Origin of the sequence: Achromobacter animicus, assembly GCF_902859585.1 — a bacterium.
Classification (GTDB): Bacteria; Pseudomonadota; Gammaproteobacteria; order Burkholderiales; family Burkholderiaceae_B; genus Achromobacter; species Achromobacter animicus.
In genome coordinates this window covers 610,875-627,060 of the sequence record NZ_CADIJM010000002.1, presented here as the reverse complement: position 1 = coordinate 627,060, position 16,186 = coordinate 610,875, and the positions used below count along the sequence as shown (strand labels likewise).

General features: G+C 66.7%; 12 protein-coding genes. 11 read left to right on the top strand and 1 reads right to left on the bottom strand.

The annotated features are described in order from the left end of the window. Nucleotides 1-24 precede the first annotated feature (24 nt). The 4 genes from HV681_RS07705 (at nucleotide 25) to HV681_RS07690 (ending at nucleotide 4,584) form a co-directional block, all read left to right on the top strand. Nucleotides 25-468, top strand: a complete 444-nt coding sequence (locus HV681_RS07705; protein ID WP_175122507.1) for an OsmC family protein — start codon at nucleotides 25-27, stop codon at nucleotides 466-468. A gap of 114 nt (nucleotides 469-582) precedes the next feature. Continuing rightward, nucleotides 583-1,554 carry a thymidylate synthase gene (locus tag HV681_RS07700; protein WP_175122506.1) on the top strand — a complete coding sequence of 324 codons (972 nt, stop codon included), beginning with the start codon at nucleotides 583-585 and terminating at the stop codon, nucleotides 1,552-1,554. Nucleotides 1,555-1,961: 407 nt separating this feature from the next. Further along, nucleotides 1,962-4,025, top strand: a complete 2,064-nt coding sequence (locus HV681_RS07695; RefSeq protein WP_175122505.1) for a putative bifunctional diguanylate cyclase/phosphodiesterase — start codon at nucleotides 1,962-1,964, stop codon at nucleotides 4,023-4,025. Nucleotides 4,026-4,098: 73 nt separating this feature from the next. Beyond that, nucleotides 4,099-4,584 carry a dihydrofolate reductase gene (locus tag HV681_RS07690; protein WP_175122504.1) on the top strand — a complete coding sequence of 162 codons (486 nt, stop codon included), beginning with the start codon at nucleotides 4,099-4,101 and terminating at the stop codon, nucleotides 4,582-4,584. A gap of 97 nt (nucleotides 4,585-4,681) precedes the next feature. Here HV681_RS07690 and HV681_RS07685 read toward each other — a convergent pair whose 3' ends face one another. Beyond that, a complete protein-coding gene (locus HV681_RS07685) occupies nucleotides 4,682-6,100 on the bottom strand; it encodes an aminotransferase-like domain-containing protein (RefSeq protein ID WP_175122503.1) in 1,419 nt (472 codons plus the stop codon). A 158-nt stretch (nucleotides 6,101-6,258) separates the two neighbouring features. Here HV681_RS07685 and aptA point away from each other — a divergent pair, with 158 nt between their 5' ends. The 7 genes from aptA to HV681_RS07650 all read left to right on the top strand — a co-directional run bounded on the left by aptA (nucleotide 6,259) and on the right by HV681_RS07650 (nucleotide 16,175). Continuing rightward, a complete protein-coding gene (gene aptA / locus HV681_RS07680; protein ID WP_175122502.1) occupies nucleotides 6,259-7,584 on the top strand; it encodes an omega-aminotransferase AptA in 1,326 nt (441 codons plus the stop codon). A 105-nt stretch (nucleotides 7,585-7,689) separates the two neighbouring features. After that, nucleotides 7,690-9,183, top strand: a complete 1,494-nt coding sequence (locus tag HV681_RS07675; protein ID WP_175122501.1) for a CoA-acylating methylmalonate-semialdehyde dehydrogenase — start codon at nucleotides 7,690-7,692, stop codon at nucleotides 9,181-9,183. 208 nt (nucleotides 9,184-9,391) lie between these two features. Then, nucleotides 9,392-10,903 carry a M81 family metallopeptidase gene (locus tag HV681_RS07670; protein ID WP_175122500.1) on the top strand — a complete coding sequence of 504 codons (1,512 nt, stop codon included), beginning with the start codon at nucleotides 9,392-9,394 and terminating at the stop codon, nucleotides 10,901-10,903. Between the two features lie 79 nt (nucleotides 10,904-10,982). Then, nucleotides 10,983-12,548 (top strand): ABC transporter substrate-binding protein, encoded by a 1,566-nt coding sequence (locus HV681_RS07665; protein WP_175122499.1) that lies wholly within the window; start codon nucleotides 10,983-10,985, stop codon nucleotides 12,546-12,548. Nucleotides 12,549-12,614: 66 nt separating this feature from the next. Continuing rightward, a complete protein-coding gene (locus HV681_RS07660) occupies nucleotides 12,615-13,556 on the top strand; it encodes an ABC transporter permease (protein ID WP_175122498.1) in 942 nt (313 codons plus the stop codon). A 10-nt stretch (nucleotides 13,557-13,566) separates the two neighbouring features. Continuing rightward, on the top strand, nucleotides 13,567-14,472 hold the full coding sequence (locus tag HV681_RS07655; protein WP_175122497.1) for an ABC transporter permease: 906 nt from the start codon (nucleotides 13,567-13,569) through the stop codon (nucleotides 14,470-14,472). Nucleotides 14,473-14,477: 5 nt separating this feature from the next. Then, a complete protein-coding gene (locus tag HV681_RS07650) occupies nucleotides 14,478-16,175 on the top strand; it encodes an ABC transporter ATP-binding protein (RefSeq protein ID WP_175122496.1) in 1,698 nt (565 codons plus the stop codon). The last annotated feature ends 11 nt before the right edge of the window (nucleotides 16,176-16,186 follow it).

The following is a 16,186-nucleotide window of genomic DNA, read 5'->3' as shown; positions in this document are numbered from 1 at the left end:
GCTCAAGCTCAAGGACTCACTGAAATGGAATGCACGATCGACTGGGGCGGCCCGAGCGGCATGCTCTTTACCGCCAGCACGGGCAGCGGCCACGTGGCCGTGATGGACGGCGCCGTGGATGGCGGCGGCCACAACCTGGCGCCCCGCCCCATGGAAATGCTGCTGGCCGGCACGGGCGGCTGCACGGCCTATGACGTGGTGCTGATCCTCAAGCGCGGCCGCCACGCGGTCACGGGCTGCAGCGTCAAGCTGCAGGCCGAGCGCGCCGGCACCGACCCCAAGGTCTTCACGAAGATTCACTTCGCGTTTACCGTCACCGGCGCCAACCTGCCGCGCGCGGCCGTCGAACGCGCCGTGCAGCTTTCCCACGAGAAATACTGCTCGGCGTCGGCCATGCTGGAAAAGACCGCCGAAATGACTTTCTCCGTCGACATCGTCGACACGCAGGAAGCTGCCGCTACCGCCTGAGCCGCTCGCGCGGCCGTGGTGTAATTCGGCATTCACCATATATAGGCGCCGCCGCGGCACGTCCGCGGCGGCGCGCTTGCTTCCCGACCCGGGACCGCAGGCACAAGGATCGTCATGAAACAATACCTGGACCTCGTTCAATCCATCCTCGACACCGGCTCGTGGCAGGAAAACCGGACCGGCATCCGCACCCTCAGCATGCCGGGCGCCTCGCTGCGCTTTGACCTGCAGCAGGGCTTTCCCGCCGTCACCACCAAAAAGCTGGCGTTCAAGTCGGCCATAGGCGAAATGGTGGGTTTCCTGCGCGCCTCGCGCAGCGCGGCAGAATTCCGGGAACTCGGCTGCAAGGTCTGGGACCAGAACGCCAACGAGAACGCGCAGTGGCTGGCTAACCCCTACCGCGAAGGTCCTGACGATCTGGGACCGGTCTACGGCGTGCAGTGGCGCCAATGGCCGGCCTACAAGATGCTGGACGCCAGCCGCCCCGCGCAGATCGAAGACGCGCTGTCGCGCGGGTACGCCAAGGTGGCCGACCTTGAAGAAGGCGGCGTGCCGAAGGTGCTGCTGTACAAGGCGGTCGACCAGCTGCGGCAATGTCTGGACACCATTCACGAACGCCCGGGCGACCGGCGCATCCTGTTCCACGGCTGGAACTGGGCGCAGATCGAGGAAATGGCGCTGCCGCCTTGCCACCTGCTTTATCAGTTCCTGCCCAACGCAACGACGCGCGAGATCTCGCTGTGCCTGTACATCCGGTCCAATGACGTGGGCCTGGGCACGCCGTTCAACCTGACGGAAGGCGCGGCGCTGCTGCACCTGGTCGGGCGCCTGACCGGCTACACCCCGCGCTGGTTCACCTACTTCATCGGCGATGCGCATATCTATGAGAATCACCTGCCGATGCTGCGCGAGCAACTGACGCGAACGCCGTATGAATCGCCTCGGCTCGTGCTGTCGGACCGCATTCCCGATTTCGCCGTGACCGGCCGCTACGAACCCGAGTGGCTCGAGAAGGTCGAACCCGGCGACTTTTCGTTGTCGGGCTACACGCACCACGCGCCCCTGACGGCCGCGATGGCCGTCTGACCCTTGCGCCGGCAGCGCCGGCGACCGCCTTTCAGGTCATATCAGCAACACGCCGGACGCCCGTCCGGCGTCCGATTCCTTGCACGCCCCGCAGCAGGTGAAGATTGGTGAGCTTCTGGAAGCGCGATTTCGGTATAACCCATCCCTTAGCCACGGACGCGCGTCCAGCATGCCGCGCGCCCCGTTGCTTTCGACCGGCCCTTCGGGCGCGCCATGCCGAGCGCCCGAACCGCGCCGACCGCTGGCGTTGCCGCGCCCAATTCCCCATCCCTATAAATAGAGTGTGAGAAAAGCCAGCGACGCGAGCAGGATTCTCCTTGCGACCGGACTGCAACTGTTGACTACCAATTGAATTGAAAATCGTGCCCCGCGCCGCGGCTGTATGCGCTTAGGACAGGACCCCACAAATGCTCGTTGGAACTTATAACCCTTCGCTCGTCCTCGTATCCTTAGGGGTCGCCATCCTGGCGTCGTATACGGCGTTGGGCATGGCCAACCGCGTGAAGGCGTCGAGCGGGCTGCCCGCCGCGAAATTCTGGCTGGCGGGCGGCGCGTTCGCGATGGGCATCGGCATCTGGTCGATGCACTTCGTGGGCATGCTGGCATTCAGCCTGCCCATCCCCATGGGCTACGACCTGCCCCTGACCGTGCTGTCCCTGGCCATCGCAATCGGATGCTCGGCCTTCGCGCTGTGGATGGTCTGCAAGGACGAACTGCCGTGGGGCCGGCTGGCCGCGGGCGCGCTGCTGATGGGTTCCGGCATCGCGGCGATGCACTACATCGGCATGGCCGCCATGCGCATGTCGCCGGGCATCGACTACGACCCGACGTGGTTCGCGCTGTCCGTGGCGATCGCGATCGCCGCGTCCGGAGCAGCCCTGTGGATCACTTACCGGCTGCGTCAGGACGCGCCGCGCGTGGCGTTGTCGCGCCCCTTGGCCGCCGGGGTCATGGGCCTGGCGATCGTGGGCATGCACTACACGGGCATGGAAGCCGCGAGTTTTCCGGCGGGCAGCATCTGCATGGCGGCCGACGAAGGCATTTCTGCCGGCTGGCTGGCCATCGCCGTGACCGCGGTCACGCTGAGCGTGCTGGCGATCGCGCTGGTGGTGGCCGTGCTGGACAACCGGCTTGAGGCGCGCACGTCGGCGCTGGCCTCGTCGCTGGCCGAAGCCAACGAAGAGCTGGTGCAACTGGCGCTGCACGACACGCTGACCAAATTGCCCAACCGCATCCTGCTGGAAGACCGGATGGAGCAGGCCATCGAAAGCGCCAGCCGCCGCCGAGGCCATTTCGCGGTGCTGTTCTTTGACCTGGACGGTTTCAAGGCGGTCAACGACGCGTACGGACACCACACCGGCGACGCGCTGCTGATCGATCTGGCGCAGCGCATCCGCCTGGCCTTGCGCACGCAGGACACGGTCGCGCGCCTGGGCGGCGACGAGTTCATCGTGCTGAGCGAGGTGATCGAACCCACTGACGCCGCGAACGTCGCGGATCGGCTGATCGACGCCATTGCACGCCCCGTCACGGTCTACGGCCACGAAGTGCTGGTGACGTCCAGCGTGGGCATCGCGGTCTATCCGAACGACGGCCAGGACACCCACGCCCTGCTGACCAATGCGGACGCGGCGATGTACCACGCCAAGCGGTTGGGCGGCACGGGCTACAGCTTCTTCGAACCGTCCATGAACGCGGACGCGCACGAGCAGATCGAGCTGCTGCACGACCTGCGGCTGGCGCAGGAGCGCGGCCAGTTCGTCCTGCATTACCAGCCCAAGTACGAAGCGCCGGCCGGCCCCATCATGGGCGCCGAGGCGCTACTGCGCTGGAACCACCCGACGCGTGGCCTGGTCGGCCCGGACCAGTTCATTCCCACGGCGGAAAAGACGGGCCTGATCCTGTCGATCGGCGAATGGGTCATCAACGAAGCCTGCCGCCAGATGCGCGAATGGATCGACGTCGGCCAGGGCCACTGGACCATCGCCGTCAACATCTCGGCGCTGCAGTTCTCACATGCCAACCTGGTCGAGACGGTGCGCTCGGCATTGGCCAAGCATGGCGTCCCGCCCGCCTGCCTGACGATCGAAGTGACCGAATCGACCGCCATGCGCGACGCGGAAGCCAGCCTGACGGTGCTCAAGCGCCTGTCCGATCTGGGCGTCACGATCTCTATCGACGATTTCGGCACCGGCTATTCCAGCCTGCTTTATCTCAAGCGGCTGCCCGCGACCGAACTGAAGATCGACCGCGGCTTCGTGAACCAGCTGGACAACGACAACGAAGATGCGGCCATCGTCTCGGCCATCGTGGCGCTGGCGCAGCAGCTCAACCTGCGCATCGTGGCCGAAGGTGTCGAGACCGCGGCGCAGCAGAAGTTCCTGACCGGACTGGGCTGCGACTCGCTGCAGGGCTTTCTGCTGGGCAAGCCCATGCCGGCCACCGAGTTCCTGGAACACGCGGCGACCTGACGGACGGGCGGCCCCCGCAATTTGCTACGCTTACGGGGTCGTTCCGGCTCAACCCTTACCGTTGCAAGCACGCATGCCCGCCAGCCTTACCCTGATCGTCGCCTATTCCACCAACCGCGCCATCGGCCGCGACAACGCCCTGCCCTGGAAACTGCCGGGCGATCTGGCGCATTTCAAGCGCAGCACGTTGGGCCACCCCATCATCATGGGCCGCAAGACGTGGGACTCGCTGGGCCGTCCCCTGCCCGGCCGCAGCAACATCGTCATCAGCCGCAATCCCGATTTCAGCGCCGCCGGCGCCATCCTGGCGCCCACGCTGGAGGCCGCGGTGGCCGCCTGCGGCGACATCGACGAAGCCTTCGTGATCGGCGGCGCGCAGATCTACGCGCAGGCCCTGCCGCTGGCCCGGCGCGTGCTGGCCACCGAGGTTCATGCCGACGTCGACGGCGACGCGTTCTTTCCGCTGCTGCCGTCTTTCCAGTGGAAGGAAACAGCGCGCGAGAAGCAGCCTGCCGAAAACGGCTACGACTACGATTTCGTCACGTACGAACGCGCGTGAGGATTCAGGCGTGACGCATCGGCGTTGATGCATCGGCGTTGATGCATCCGGCCGCACGCATCGGCACGACGCATCGCCCCGAACGCATCGAGCCGAACTACGCCGCACCCGCGTTGCGCATGAACCGCCACAGCGCGGGCGCCGCCGAATACGCCACGTTGAAGCGCACCCACGCCGTGTCGGCCTCGTCCGCTTCGAAGTAAGAACCGGGCGCCAGCCAGATGCCGTCCTTGAGCGCCAGCTCCGCCAGGCCATTGGCGCCCCGTTCGCGCCACTGCCCGGCCACCTTCGCCCACAGGAACAGGCCGCCCTGCGGCTTTCCATACACTTCGAATCCGTGCTGGCGCATCTGCTCGGCGACCTCGGTGTGCGCCTCGGCCAGCCGCTCGCGGGTGCGCGCGATGTGGGCGCGGTAGCGGCCCTCGCGGATGACCTGGTGCACGATGCGCTCCATGATCTCGGGCGTCGTCAGGCCCACCGCCATCTTGGTGCGCGCGATGTCGCGCACCAGATCGCGATGCGCCACCACGTAGCCCACCCGTACCGACGGGCTGATGACCTTGGAATAGCCGCCCAGGTAGACGACGCGGCGCGCGCCGTCCAGCGCGGCCAGCATCGGCGTCACGCCCGGCGCCAGTTCGCGCGAGATGTCGTCTTCCACCACCCACAACCCATGCCGCTCCGCCGCCTGCAGAATGCGGAAGGCATTCGCCATGGTGATGCTGGCGCCCGAGGGATTCTGCAGCGCCGTATTGATGAAAAGCGCGCGCGGCCGGTGCTGGGCGGCCACGCGCTCCAGCGCGTCGCAGTCCAGGCCATCGACAGTGCGCGGCACCGCGATCACGCGCAGACCGGCCAGGCGCAGCATCTGCAGGAGATTCGCGTAGGCCGGCTGCTCGACGACCACCGTGTCGCCCGGCCGCAGCAGCGTGCGGATCACCGTGTCCAGCCCGTGGGTCACCCCCTGCGTCAGCAGCACCTGCGACGCCTCGACTTCCATGCCCTGCGCGCTCAGGCTGGCCGCGATGGTCTCGCGCAACGGCGCATAGCCATACGGGTGGCCGTAGTTGGCGATCCGCATCGCGGGCACGCGCCCCATATGGCGCAGCGCCAGGTGCAGCCCTTCTTCGTTCAGCCATTCGCCGGGCAGCCAGCCGCAACCGGATTTGATGGGGATGGAGTGGTCGGCAAAGATGTCCGACAGCAGCCAGCCCGCGTTCAGCCGCGGCGGTTCCCAGGACAGGGGTTCGACCCGGCGGGCGGGTGCGTCGGGCGACGCCACCCGGTAGCCCGCGCCGGGCCGCGCCGCCAGCCAGCCCTGCGACACCAGCCGGCTGTAGGCGCTGGCCACGGTGAAGGTGCTGACGCCGTACTGGCGCGCGAACTCGCGGACCGAGGGTAGGGACATACCCGGACGCAGGGTCTGCGCCTCGACGGCGCGCAGAATGGCCGCGACGAGCTGTTCGACGAGGGTGGGCGCGGCCCCGCGGCCGCGGACGGGTTGGAAGTCGATCACGGGCTAACTGTACAGTTGCAACGCTCTCGACTATACAGTTAGCGGCAAATGCGCGGATTGTATATTTTCATTCCCTGCGGGACGTTCCAGAATCGTTCGAATCCCGCTGCCCGCGCGCGTTTCGCGGCGGCTGCGGTTGTCCCCCTTCTGGAGTCACCATGAACGCCCCCGCCCAGTTGCCCGACCTGTCCCATCTCTGGATGCCCTTTACGGCCAACAAGCAGTTCAAGGCCCAACCGCGCATGCTGGCCAAGGCCAAGGGCATGTACTACACGTCCACGGACGGCCGCCAGATCCTGGACGGCACGGCGGGCCTGTGGTGCGTCAATGCCGGCCACGGCCGCGAAGAGATCGTCGAAGCCATCGCCCGCCAGGCCGGCGTCATGGACTACGCCCCGGGCTTCCAGCTGGGCCACCCGCTCGCCTTCGAGGCCGCCACCGCAGTCGCGGGCCTGATGCCGCAGGGGCTGGACCGTGTGTTCTTCACGAACTCTGGCTCCGAATCAGTCGACACCACGCTGAAGATCGCCCTGGCCTACCACCGCGCGCGCGGCGAAGGCCAGCGCACGCGCCTCATCGGCCGCGAGCGCGGCTATCACGGCGTGGGCTTTGGCGGCATCTCGGTGGGCGGCATCTCGGCCAACCGCAAGACGTTTTCGGGCGCCCTGCTGCCCGCCGTGGACCACCTGCCTCACACCCACAATCTTGAGCAGAACGCCTATTCGAAGGGCCAGCCCGCGTGGGGCGCGCACCTGGCCGAAGAACTTGAGCGCATCATCGCCCTGCACGACGCCTCGACCATCGCCGCCGTGATCGTCGAGCCCATGGCCGGCTCCACCGGCGTGCTGATTCCGCCCAAGGGCTACCTGGAAAAGCTGCGCGAGATCACCGCCAAGCACGGCATCCTGCTGATTTTCGATGAGGTCATCACCGCGTACGGCCGTCTGGGCGCCGCCACGGCCTCCGAATTCTTCGGCGTGACGCCGGACATCATCGCCATGGCCAAGGGCGTCAGCAACGCGGCCGTGCCGGCCGGCGCGGTCGCCGTCAAACGCGAAGTGCACGACGCCATCGTCAACGGCCCCGCGGGCGGCATCGAGTTCTTCCACGGCTACACGTACTCGGCGCACCCGCTGGCCGCCGCCGCCATCCTGGCCACGCTGGACATCTATCGCCGCGAGGACCTCTTCGGCCGTGCCCGCAAGCTGTCGGGCGCGTTCCAGGAGGCCGCGCACAGCCTGAAGGGCGCGCCCAACGTCATCGACGTGCGCAACCTTGGCCTGGTGTCCGGCATTGAACTGGCCCCGCGCGCAGGCGCCCCGGGCGCACGCGCCGCCGAAGTCTTCCAGCGCTGCTTCGACAGCGGCTTGATGGTGCGCTACACGGGCGACATCATCGCCGTCTCGCCGCCGCTCATCATCGACGAGGCGCAGATCGGCCGGATCTTCGAGCAGATCGGCAAGATCCTGAAAGAGGTAGCCTGATCCTCCCCCGCCGCACGCCCGCATGGCGCGCGGCGCAACAGACCCGCACATGGGCGGCCCAGGCCGCCCAGCCGCATTTTTGACGAATCACCGAGCCTTGCATCCATGAAGAAGATTCCCCATTTCATCAACGGCCAACCCTACGATGGCGGCAACAGCCGCTACGCCGACGGCTTCAACCCGGCCACCGGCGAGATCTCCTCGTCGATCCCACTGGCGTCCAACGACGACGTGGCGCTGGCCGTGGCCGCCGCCAAGGCGGCGTTTCCGGCCTGGTCCGAGACCCCGGCGCTCAAGCGCGCCCGCATCCTCTTCAACTTCAAGGCGCTGCTGGACCAGCACCAGGATGAACTGGCCGAACTGATCACGCGCGAGCACGGCAAGGTGTTCTCGGACGCCAAGGGCGAAGTGATGCGCGGCATCGAGATCGTCGAGTTCGCCTGCGGCATTCCGCAACTGCTCAAGGGTCAGTACTCCGACCAGATCGGCGGCGGCATCGACAACTGGAGCATGCGTCAGGCGCTGGGCGTCGTGGCCGGCATCACGCCGTTCAATTTCCCGATGATGGTGCCGTGCTGGATGTTCCCGGTCGCCATCGCCTGCGGCAACACCTTCGTCCTCAAGCCGTCGGAACGCGATCCGTCCGCGTCCGTGCGCCTGGCCGAACTGCTCACCGAAGCCGGCCTGCCCCCCGGCGTCTTCAACGTGGTCCACGGTGACAAGCAGGCGGTGGACGCGCTGATCTCGCACCCCGATGTCGAGGCGCTGTCCTTCGTCGGCTCGACGCCGATTGCCGAATACATCTACGCCGAAGGCACCAAGCGCGGCAAGCGCGTGCAGGCGCTGGGCGGCGCCAAGAACCACCTGGTGGTCATGCCCGACGCGGACCTGGACCAGGTGACCGACGCGCTGATGGGCGCGGCCTACGGTTCCGCGGGCGAGCGCTGCATGGCGATCTCGGTGGCCGTGGCGGTGGGCGACGTGGCCGACAAGGTCGTCGAACGCCTCACGCCGCGCGTCAAGGCGCTGATCGTCAAGGACGGCATGCAGTCGGACGCCGAAATGGGTCCGCTGGTGACCGCGCAGCACCGCAAGAAGGTGATGGGCTACATCGAGGACGGCATCGCCAGCGGCGCCGATCTGGTGGTGGACGGCCGCGACCTGAAGGTGGCGGGCAACGAGAAGGGATTCTTCCTGGGCGGCACGCTGTTCGACAACGTCAAGCCCGCCATGAACATCTACCGCGAAGAGATTTTCGGCCCGGTGCTGTGCATCGTGCGCGTGCCCGACTTTGCCAGCGCGGTGGAGCTGATCAATGCGCATGAGTTCGGCAACGGCGTGGCGTGCTTCACGTCCGACGGCGGCGTGGCGCGCGCGTTTGCCCGGCAGATCAAGGTCGGGATGGTGGGCATCAACGTGCCGATCCCCGTGCCGATGGCGTGGCATTCGTTCGGCGGCTGGAAGCGCTCGCTGTTCGGCGACCACCATGCGTACGGCGAGGAAGGCATCCGTTTTTACTCGCGCTACAAGAGCGTGATGCAGCGCTGGCCCGACAGCATCGCCAAGGGCGCCGAATTCACCATGCCCGTGGCGAAGTAGATGTCCCCCCCGAGGCGCTTCGCGCCTTCCCCCAGGGGCGTCGCAGCGGACCGGCGGAGCCCGGATCCGCGCGACCCCGCTTGGGAGGGCGAGCATGAATTGGGGCGCGTCGTTCTTGCCTCGGGATTGAGGGGCGTCGCTTGAAGCATTGACACTGCGCGGCGCTTTGCCGCGCCTTCCGAATATCTGTACGACAAGGGGAAACCTGATGCGCATCGGGATCGGCGGCTTTCAGCATGAGACCAATACGTTCGCGCCGTCGCGCGCGGCGTGGGAGGATTTTGCGGACAAGGGTGGGGGGTGGCCGAAACTGGTCAGCGGGCCCGCGATGTTTGAGGCGGTGGCGGGAGCCAATATTCCGGTGGCGGGATTTATCGAGGCCATGGGGCAGCATGCGTTGATTCCCACGACGTGGGCGGCGGCGAGTCCTTCGGGGCATGTGACCCGTGATGCGTTCGAGCGCATCAGCGCAATGATTCTGCAAGGGCTGTCGCAGGCGATGCCGCTGGATGGCGTGTATCTGGATCTGCACGGCGCCATGGTCACCGAGCATTTTGATGACGGTGAAGGCGAGCTGCTGAAGCGTGTGCGTGAACTGGTGGGCCCCAACGTGCCGATCGTGGCCAGTCTGGACCTGCACGCCAACGTGACGCGCGCGATGGTGCGCCATGCCGATGCGCTGGTCTGTTATCGCACCTATCCCCACATCGACATGGCCGAAACCGGGCAGCGCGCCGCCGGGCTGTTGGCGCAGCGGCTGGGCGGCATGCCGCGGCATTACGTGGCGTTGCGCAGCCTGCCCTTTTTGATTCCCCTGTGCTGGCAGTCCACCGACATCGAGCCGGCGCGCAGCCTGTATCAGTTGGTGGGCGATCTTGAAGCGCGGGGCGCGGCCAGCGTTTCCTTTGCGACCGGGTTTCCGGCCGCGGACTTTCCCGAATGCGCGCCCACGGTTTGGGCCTACGGCATGACGCAAGCCGAGGCCGATGCCGCCGCCGACGAAATGACGCGGGCGGTGATGAATGCCGAACAGGACTTCGGCGGCAAGCTCTACACGCCGGACGAAGCCGTGCAGGAAGCGTTGCGGCTGGCGCGCGATGCGTCCAAACCCGTCGTCATCGCCGACGCGCAGGACAACCCCGGCGCGGGCGGCAGTTCCGACACCACCGGCGTGCTGCGCGCGCTGATCCGCCACGATGCGCGCGATACGGCCATTGGTCTGATTGTGGACCCCGCCGCCGCGCTGGCCGCCCACCGCGCTGGTGCAGGCAACACGGTGCGGATTGCACTGGGTGGACATTCGGGTATTCCCCACGACGAACCGCTGGACACCGAGTTCATCGTCGAGAAAACTTCGGAAGGACGCTTCGATACGCATGGTGCGTTCTATCGCGGCTTTCACATGGATCTGGGGCCCAGCGCGTGCCTGCGCATCGGCGGCGTGCGCATCATCCTGGCCTCGAACAAGGTGCAGATGGCCGACCAGGAGATGTTCCGGTTTGCCGGCGTGGAGCCCACGCGCGCCGCCATCCTGGTGGTCAAGAGTTCGGCGCATTTTCGAGCCGATTTCACGCCCATCGCGCACACGATTCTGGTCTGCGCGGCGCCCGGCTCCATGCTGATGGATGCGGCAAAACAACCATGGACACGGTTGCGTCCCGGCATCAGAATGGCGCCTTGCGGGCCGGTGTTTGACGGCCGGTCCGCTGCGACAGCCTGACCCTCGCGCGCCGCTTGAACGCGGCGCGTCAACGACGTAGCGGCCCACGCGCCGCTCACTACGCTTCAAGGGGAAATACATGCTCAAGTTTGTCCGAGCGGCCGCGCTCGCCGGCGTCACTCTCGCCATGGCACATGGGGCCTATGCCGAGACCGTCATCAAGACGGTGATGCACTCACCGCTGCGCCTGACCGATCCGCACGCCACCACCGCCTACATCACGACGTGGCACGGCTACATGATCTACGACACCTTGCTGGCCACCGATGCCGACAACAAGGTACAGCCGCAGATGCTTGAGAAGTGGGAAGTCTCGCCCGACGGCAAGACCTACACCATGACGCTGCGCCCCGGCCAGAAATGGCATGACGGCCAGCCGGTGACCGCCGAGGACTGCGTGGCGTCGATCAAGCGCTGGGCCGCCGGCGACGGCATGGGCCGCACGCTGCTCAAGTTCACCGACAAGATCGAAGTCATCGACGACAAGAGCTTTCGCATCGTCATGAAGGAACCCACGGACCTGGCGCTGCGCGCCCTGTCCAAGCCCACCGGCACCGCGCCGTTCATGATGCCCAAGCGCATCGCAGAACAGGCCATCGGCAAGCCCATCACCGACATGACGGGCTCCGGCCCGTTCAAGGTCGCGGAATTCAAGCCGGGCGTGAAGACCGTCTACGTCAAGAACGCCGATTACGTGCCGCGCAAGGAGCCCGTCAGCGGCCTGGCTGGCGGCAAGGTCGTGCACGTCGACAAGGTCGAATGGGACGTGATGCCCGATGCGCTGACCACCGCCAACGCGCTGCTCGGCGGCGAGATCGACTTTGTCGAGCAGTTCCCGTACGACCTGCTGCCGATGATCGAAGGCAACCCGGACCTGAAGGAAGAGTCGCTCAGCCCGGTCGGCTACTTCACGATGTACCGCTTCAACTTCAAGTACCCGCCCTTCAACAACAAGAAGATCCGCCAGGCCGCCATGTACGCGATCGGCCAGGAAGACGTGATGAAGGCGCTGGTCGGCAATCCCAAGTACTGGAAGACCTGCGCCTCGCTGTGGGGCTGCGGCACGCCGCTGGAAAGCGATATCGGCAAGGACATGGTCGTCCCGTCGAACATCGAAAAGGCCAAGGCGCTGCTCAAGGAAGCGGGTTACGACAACACGCCCATCCTGGTCATGCACGCCACCGACGTGGGCACGCTGTCCGCGCAACCGGTCGTGATGGCCGCGGCGCTGCGCAAGGCGGGCTTCAACGTCAACCTGGCGGCGATGGACTGGCAAAGCGTGGCCACGCGCCGTGCCTCCAAGGCCGCGCCGGCCGAAGGCGGCTGGAACGTCCACAACACCAACTGGTACGCCACCGACGTGATGGACCCGGTGCGCTCCGCCCCCGCGGCTGCAAACGGCGACAACGCGTGGTTCGGCTGGCCCGAGTTCCCGCAGATCGAAGAACTGCGCACCAAGATGGCGTTGACTTCGGATCCGGCCGAGCAGAAGAAGATCTCCGAGGAAGTGCAGCGCATCGGCATCGACGAAGGCCTGTACGTGCCTCTGGGCCAGATGTCCGTGCCCACCGTCTACTCGACCAAGCTGTCGGGCCTGGTGCACGCGCCGGTCTTCGCGTTCTGGAACGTCAAAAAGGCCCCTTGATGGGCTCGGGGCCTGCGCGCCGCAGCATGCAGTCCGCGCAGGCCTAATTGGTACAGGGGGAAATACATGCTGGCATTTGTCTCACGCCGGCTCCTCGCGACCATCCCGGTTCTGGTGATGGTCGCGGTGGTGGTCTTTGCGATATTGCGTTTCAGCCCCGGGGATCCGGCCATCATCATGGCGGGCGACGGCGCCACGCCCGAACGTATCGTCCAGATACGGCAGACGATGGGCCTGGACCAGCCGGTGGTCAAACAGTTCTTCATCTGGGGCGGCAAGCTCCTGCAGGGCGACCTGGGCACCTCGCTCATGTCCGGCGTGCCGGTCACCAAGCTGATCGCGCAGCGCCTTGAACCGTCGATGAGCCTGGCGGTGCTGACGCTGGTCTTCACGCTGCTCGTCGCCATTCCGCTGGGCGTACTGGCCGCCTGGCGGCAAGGCAAGCTGCTGGACCGCGCCGTCATGGGTTTCTCGGTGCTGGGGTTCTCGGTGCCGGTGTTCGTCACCGGCTACCTGCTGATCTGGGCCTTCGCCATCAAGCTGGGCTGGTTCAACGTGCAGGGCTACGTGCCGCTTGAGAAGGGATTCTGGCCGTTCCTGCACCGGCTCATCCTGCCCTCGCTCGCGCTGTCCACTGTGTATGTGGCGCTGATCGCGCGCATCACGCGCACCAGCGTCATCGAGGTCATGGGCGAGGACTTCATCCGCACTGCGCGCTCCAAGGGCCTGGGCGAAACCGGCGTCCTGCTCGGCCATGCGCTGCGCAATGCCGCCGTGCCCATCGCCACCGTCGTGGGCGTGGGCATCGCGCTCTTGATCAGCGGCGTCGTCGTCACCGAATCGGTCTTCAACATCCCCGGCCTCGGCCGGCTGGTGGTGGAAGCCGTGCTGGCGCGCGACTACCCGGTCATTCAGGGCCTGACGCTTTTCTTCGCGTTCGTCTACGTGTTCATCAATCTGGTTGTCGATTGCGCCTACACGGTGTTCGACCCGCGTATCCGGTACTGACGCCATGAGCATGCAAACGCCAACCGACGCCGCCGCGCAGGCGGCCGCCGACCTCCCCGGAGGCGGCACGCCCCACATCACCGCCTGGCGGCAGATCCGCCAGGGACTCAGGAGCTGGCCCGTCATGCTGGCGCTGGTGGTGCTGGCGGCGATTGTCTTCATCGCCATTTTTGCGCCGCTGCTGGGCACGGTCGATCCCACCCAACTCAACCCGGGCGGGCGCCTGAAGCAGCCCTTCACCGACTATTTCCTGGGCACCGACGCGTTCGGGCGCGACGTGTGGTCGCGCGTGGCCTACGGCGCGCGCATCTCGTTGATCGCGGGCCTGGGCGCTGCCTTGGTCAGCGTGGCCCTCGGGCTGGTCATCGGCGTCATCGCCGGCTGGTTCCGGTCGCTGGACGGCCCCATCATGCGCACGATGGACGCCATCATGGCGATTCCCGGCATTTTGCTGGCGATCGCGCTGGTGTCGGTCACCGGCGCCAGCATCACGACCGTGCTCGTGGCCATCACCATTCCGGAAATCCCGCGGGTGGTGCGGCTGGTGCGCGGCCAGATCCTGAGCGTGCGCGGAGAGCCCTACGTGGAGGCCGCCCTGGCGCTGGGCACCCCGCTGCCGCTGCTGCTGTGGCGGCACATGGTGCCCAGCACCATCGCGCCGCTGACGGTGCAAGGCACGTACGTCTTCGCGTCCGCCATGCTGACCGAAGCCATCCTGAGCTTCCTGGGCGCGGGCATCCCGCCCGAGATCGCGTCCTGGGGCAACATCATGTCCGAAGGCCGCATGTACTTCCGCATGCTGCCCGGCCTGATCCTGTTCCCCGGACTGTTCCTGTCGCTGACCGTCCTCAGCGTGAACATCCTGGGCGACGCCTTGCGCGACGCGCTGGACCCGAAAATGGTGCGCAGGATCTGATGCCGATGAACTATTCCCCCAATCCCCCCGCGGGCGACACTTCGTCCGCCATCCTGGCCATCCGCAATCTGTCGGTCGAAGTCGCCGGCGCGGGCAACCGCGTCGTGCGCAACCTCAGTCTGGACGTGCACGCCGGCGAAACAGTGTGCGTGGTCGGCGAATCCGGTTCGGGCAAGTCCGTCACGTCGCTGGCCGTCATGGGCCTGCTGCCGCAGGGCATCCTGAACATCAGCGCGGGTTCGATCCGCGTCGAGGGCGAAGACGTCGCCACGGCCACGCAGCGCCGCCTGCGCGAGCTGCGCGCCACGCGCATGGCAATGGTCTTTCAAGAGCCCATGACCGCGCTGAATCCCGTGCACACGGTGGGCAAGCAGGTCGACGAGGTGCTGCGCCTGCACCGCAAGAACATGTCGGCGGCCGAGCGCCGCGCCAAGGTGCTAGACATGTTCCAGTCGGTGCACCTGCCCGACATCGAACGCATCTACGACGCCTATCCGCACCAGCTCTCGGGCGGCCAGCGTCAGCGCATCGTCATCGCGATGGCGCTGATCCTGGAACCCAAGCTGCTGATCGCCGACGAGCCCACCACGGCGCTGGACGTCACCACGCAGAAGCAGATCCTGGCGCTGATCAAGGAACTGCAGGTCAAGCACCAGACGGCCGTGCTGTTCATCACGCACGACTTCGGCGTGGTGGCCGAGATCGCGGACCGCATCGTCGTCATGAACCGCGGCGACCTGATCGAAAGCGGCACGCGCCACGAGATCCTGGCCGAACCCAAGCAGTCCTACACGCGCCGGCTGGTCTCGTCGGTGCCCAGCCTGGTGCCGTCGCGCCGTGAACCGCCCACCGGCACGCCGGTGCTGCACGTCAAGGGGCTGGGCCGCACCTATGGCGGCAAGGGCTCGCTGTTTTCGCGCAAGGCGGCGCAGCACGTCATCGCCGCCACGGACGTCAACCTGACGCTGCGCAAGGGCGAGATCCTGGGCATCGTCGGCGAATCCGGGTCGGGCAAATCGACAGTGGCGCGCTGCATCGTGCGGCTCATCGAGCCCACGGCCGGCCACATGATGATGGGCGGCGAAGACCTGAGCACGCTGTCCGGCTCGGCGCTGCGTCCCGTGCGCCGCCGCATTCAGATCGTTTTCCAGGATCCGTACCGGTCGCTGAATCCGCGCCGCACGGTGGGAGAATCCATCATCGAGGGGCTGCTGAACTTTGGCGTGGCCCGCGAACAGGCGCTCAAGCGCGCCAGCGAAACCCTCAGCGTCGTGGGTCTGAGCCCCGACGCCATGCGGCGTTATCCGCACCAGTTCTCTGGCGGACAGCGCCAGCGCATCTGCATCGCGCGCGCGCTGGTCATGGACCCGGAGATCCTGGTGGCCGACGAAGCCGTCTCGGCGCTGGACGTGTCCGTGCAGGCGCAGGTGCTGGAGCTGCTGGAACAGGTGCGCGAACGTACGGGCGTGGGCGTGCTGTTCATCACCCACGACCTGCGCGTGGCCGCGCAGATCTGCGACACCATCATGGTGATGCAGCGCGGCCAGGTGGTCGAAACCGGGTCTGCCGAAACCGTATTGACCGAACCGCGCCACCAATACACGCGGGCCCTGATCGACGCCGCCCCCGGCCGGGATTGGGACTTCCGCAACTTCCGGCCCATTGCGCCCGGCTTGTTGCCGTCCGCCTCCCCGGCCGTCTGACGCCTTTTCCG

Coding starts and splice junctions, on each gene's coding strand:
- HV681_RS07705 (WP_175122507.1), top strand. CDS start 25: ATGGAATGCACGATCGACTGGGGCGGCCCGAGCGGCATGCTCTTTACC.
- HV681_RS07700 (WP_175122506.1), top strand. CDS start 583: ATGAAACAATACCTGGACCTCGTTCAATCCATCCTCGACACCGGCTCG.
- HV681_RS07695 (WP_175122505.1), top strand. CDS start 1,962: ATGCTCGTTGGAACTTATAACCCTTCGCTCGTCCTCGTATCCTTAGGG.
- HV681_RS07690 (WP_175122504.1), top strand. CDS start 4,099: ATGCCCGCCAGCCTTACCCTGATCGTCGCCTATTCCACCAACCGCGCC.
- aptA (WP_175122502.1), top strand. CDS start 6,259: ATGAACGCCCCCGCCCAGTTGCCCGACCTGTCCCATCTCTGGATGCCC.
- HV681_RS07675 (WP_175122501.1), top strand. CDS start 7,690: ATGAAGAAGATTCCCCATTTCATCAACGGCCAACCCTACGATGGCGGC.
- HV681_RS07670 (WP_175122500.1), top strand. CDS start 9,392: ATGCGCATCGGGATCGGCGGCTTTCAGCATGAGACCAATACGTTCGCG.
- HV681_RS07665 (WP_175122499.1), top strand. CDS start 10,983: ATGCTCAAGTTTGTCCGAGCGGCCGCGCTCGCCGGCGTCACTCTCGCC.
- HV681_RS07660 (WP_175122498.1), top strand. CDS start 12,615: ATGCTGGCATTTGTCTCACGCCGGCTCCTCGCGACCATCCCGGTTCTG.
- HV681_RS07655 (WP_175122497.1), top strand. CDS start 13,567: ATGCAAACGCCAACCGACGCCGCCGCGCAGGCGGCCGCCGACCTCCCC.
- HV681_RS07650 (WP_175122496.1), top strand. CDS start 14,478: ATGAACTATTCCCCCAATCCCCCCGCGGGCGACACTTCGTCCGCCATC.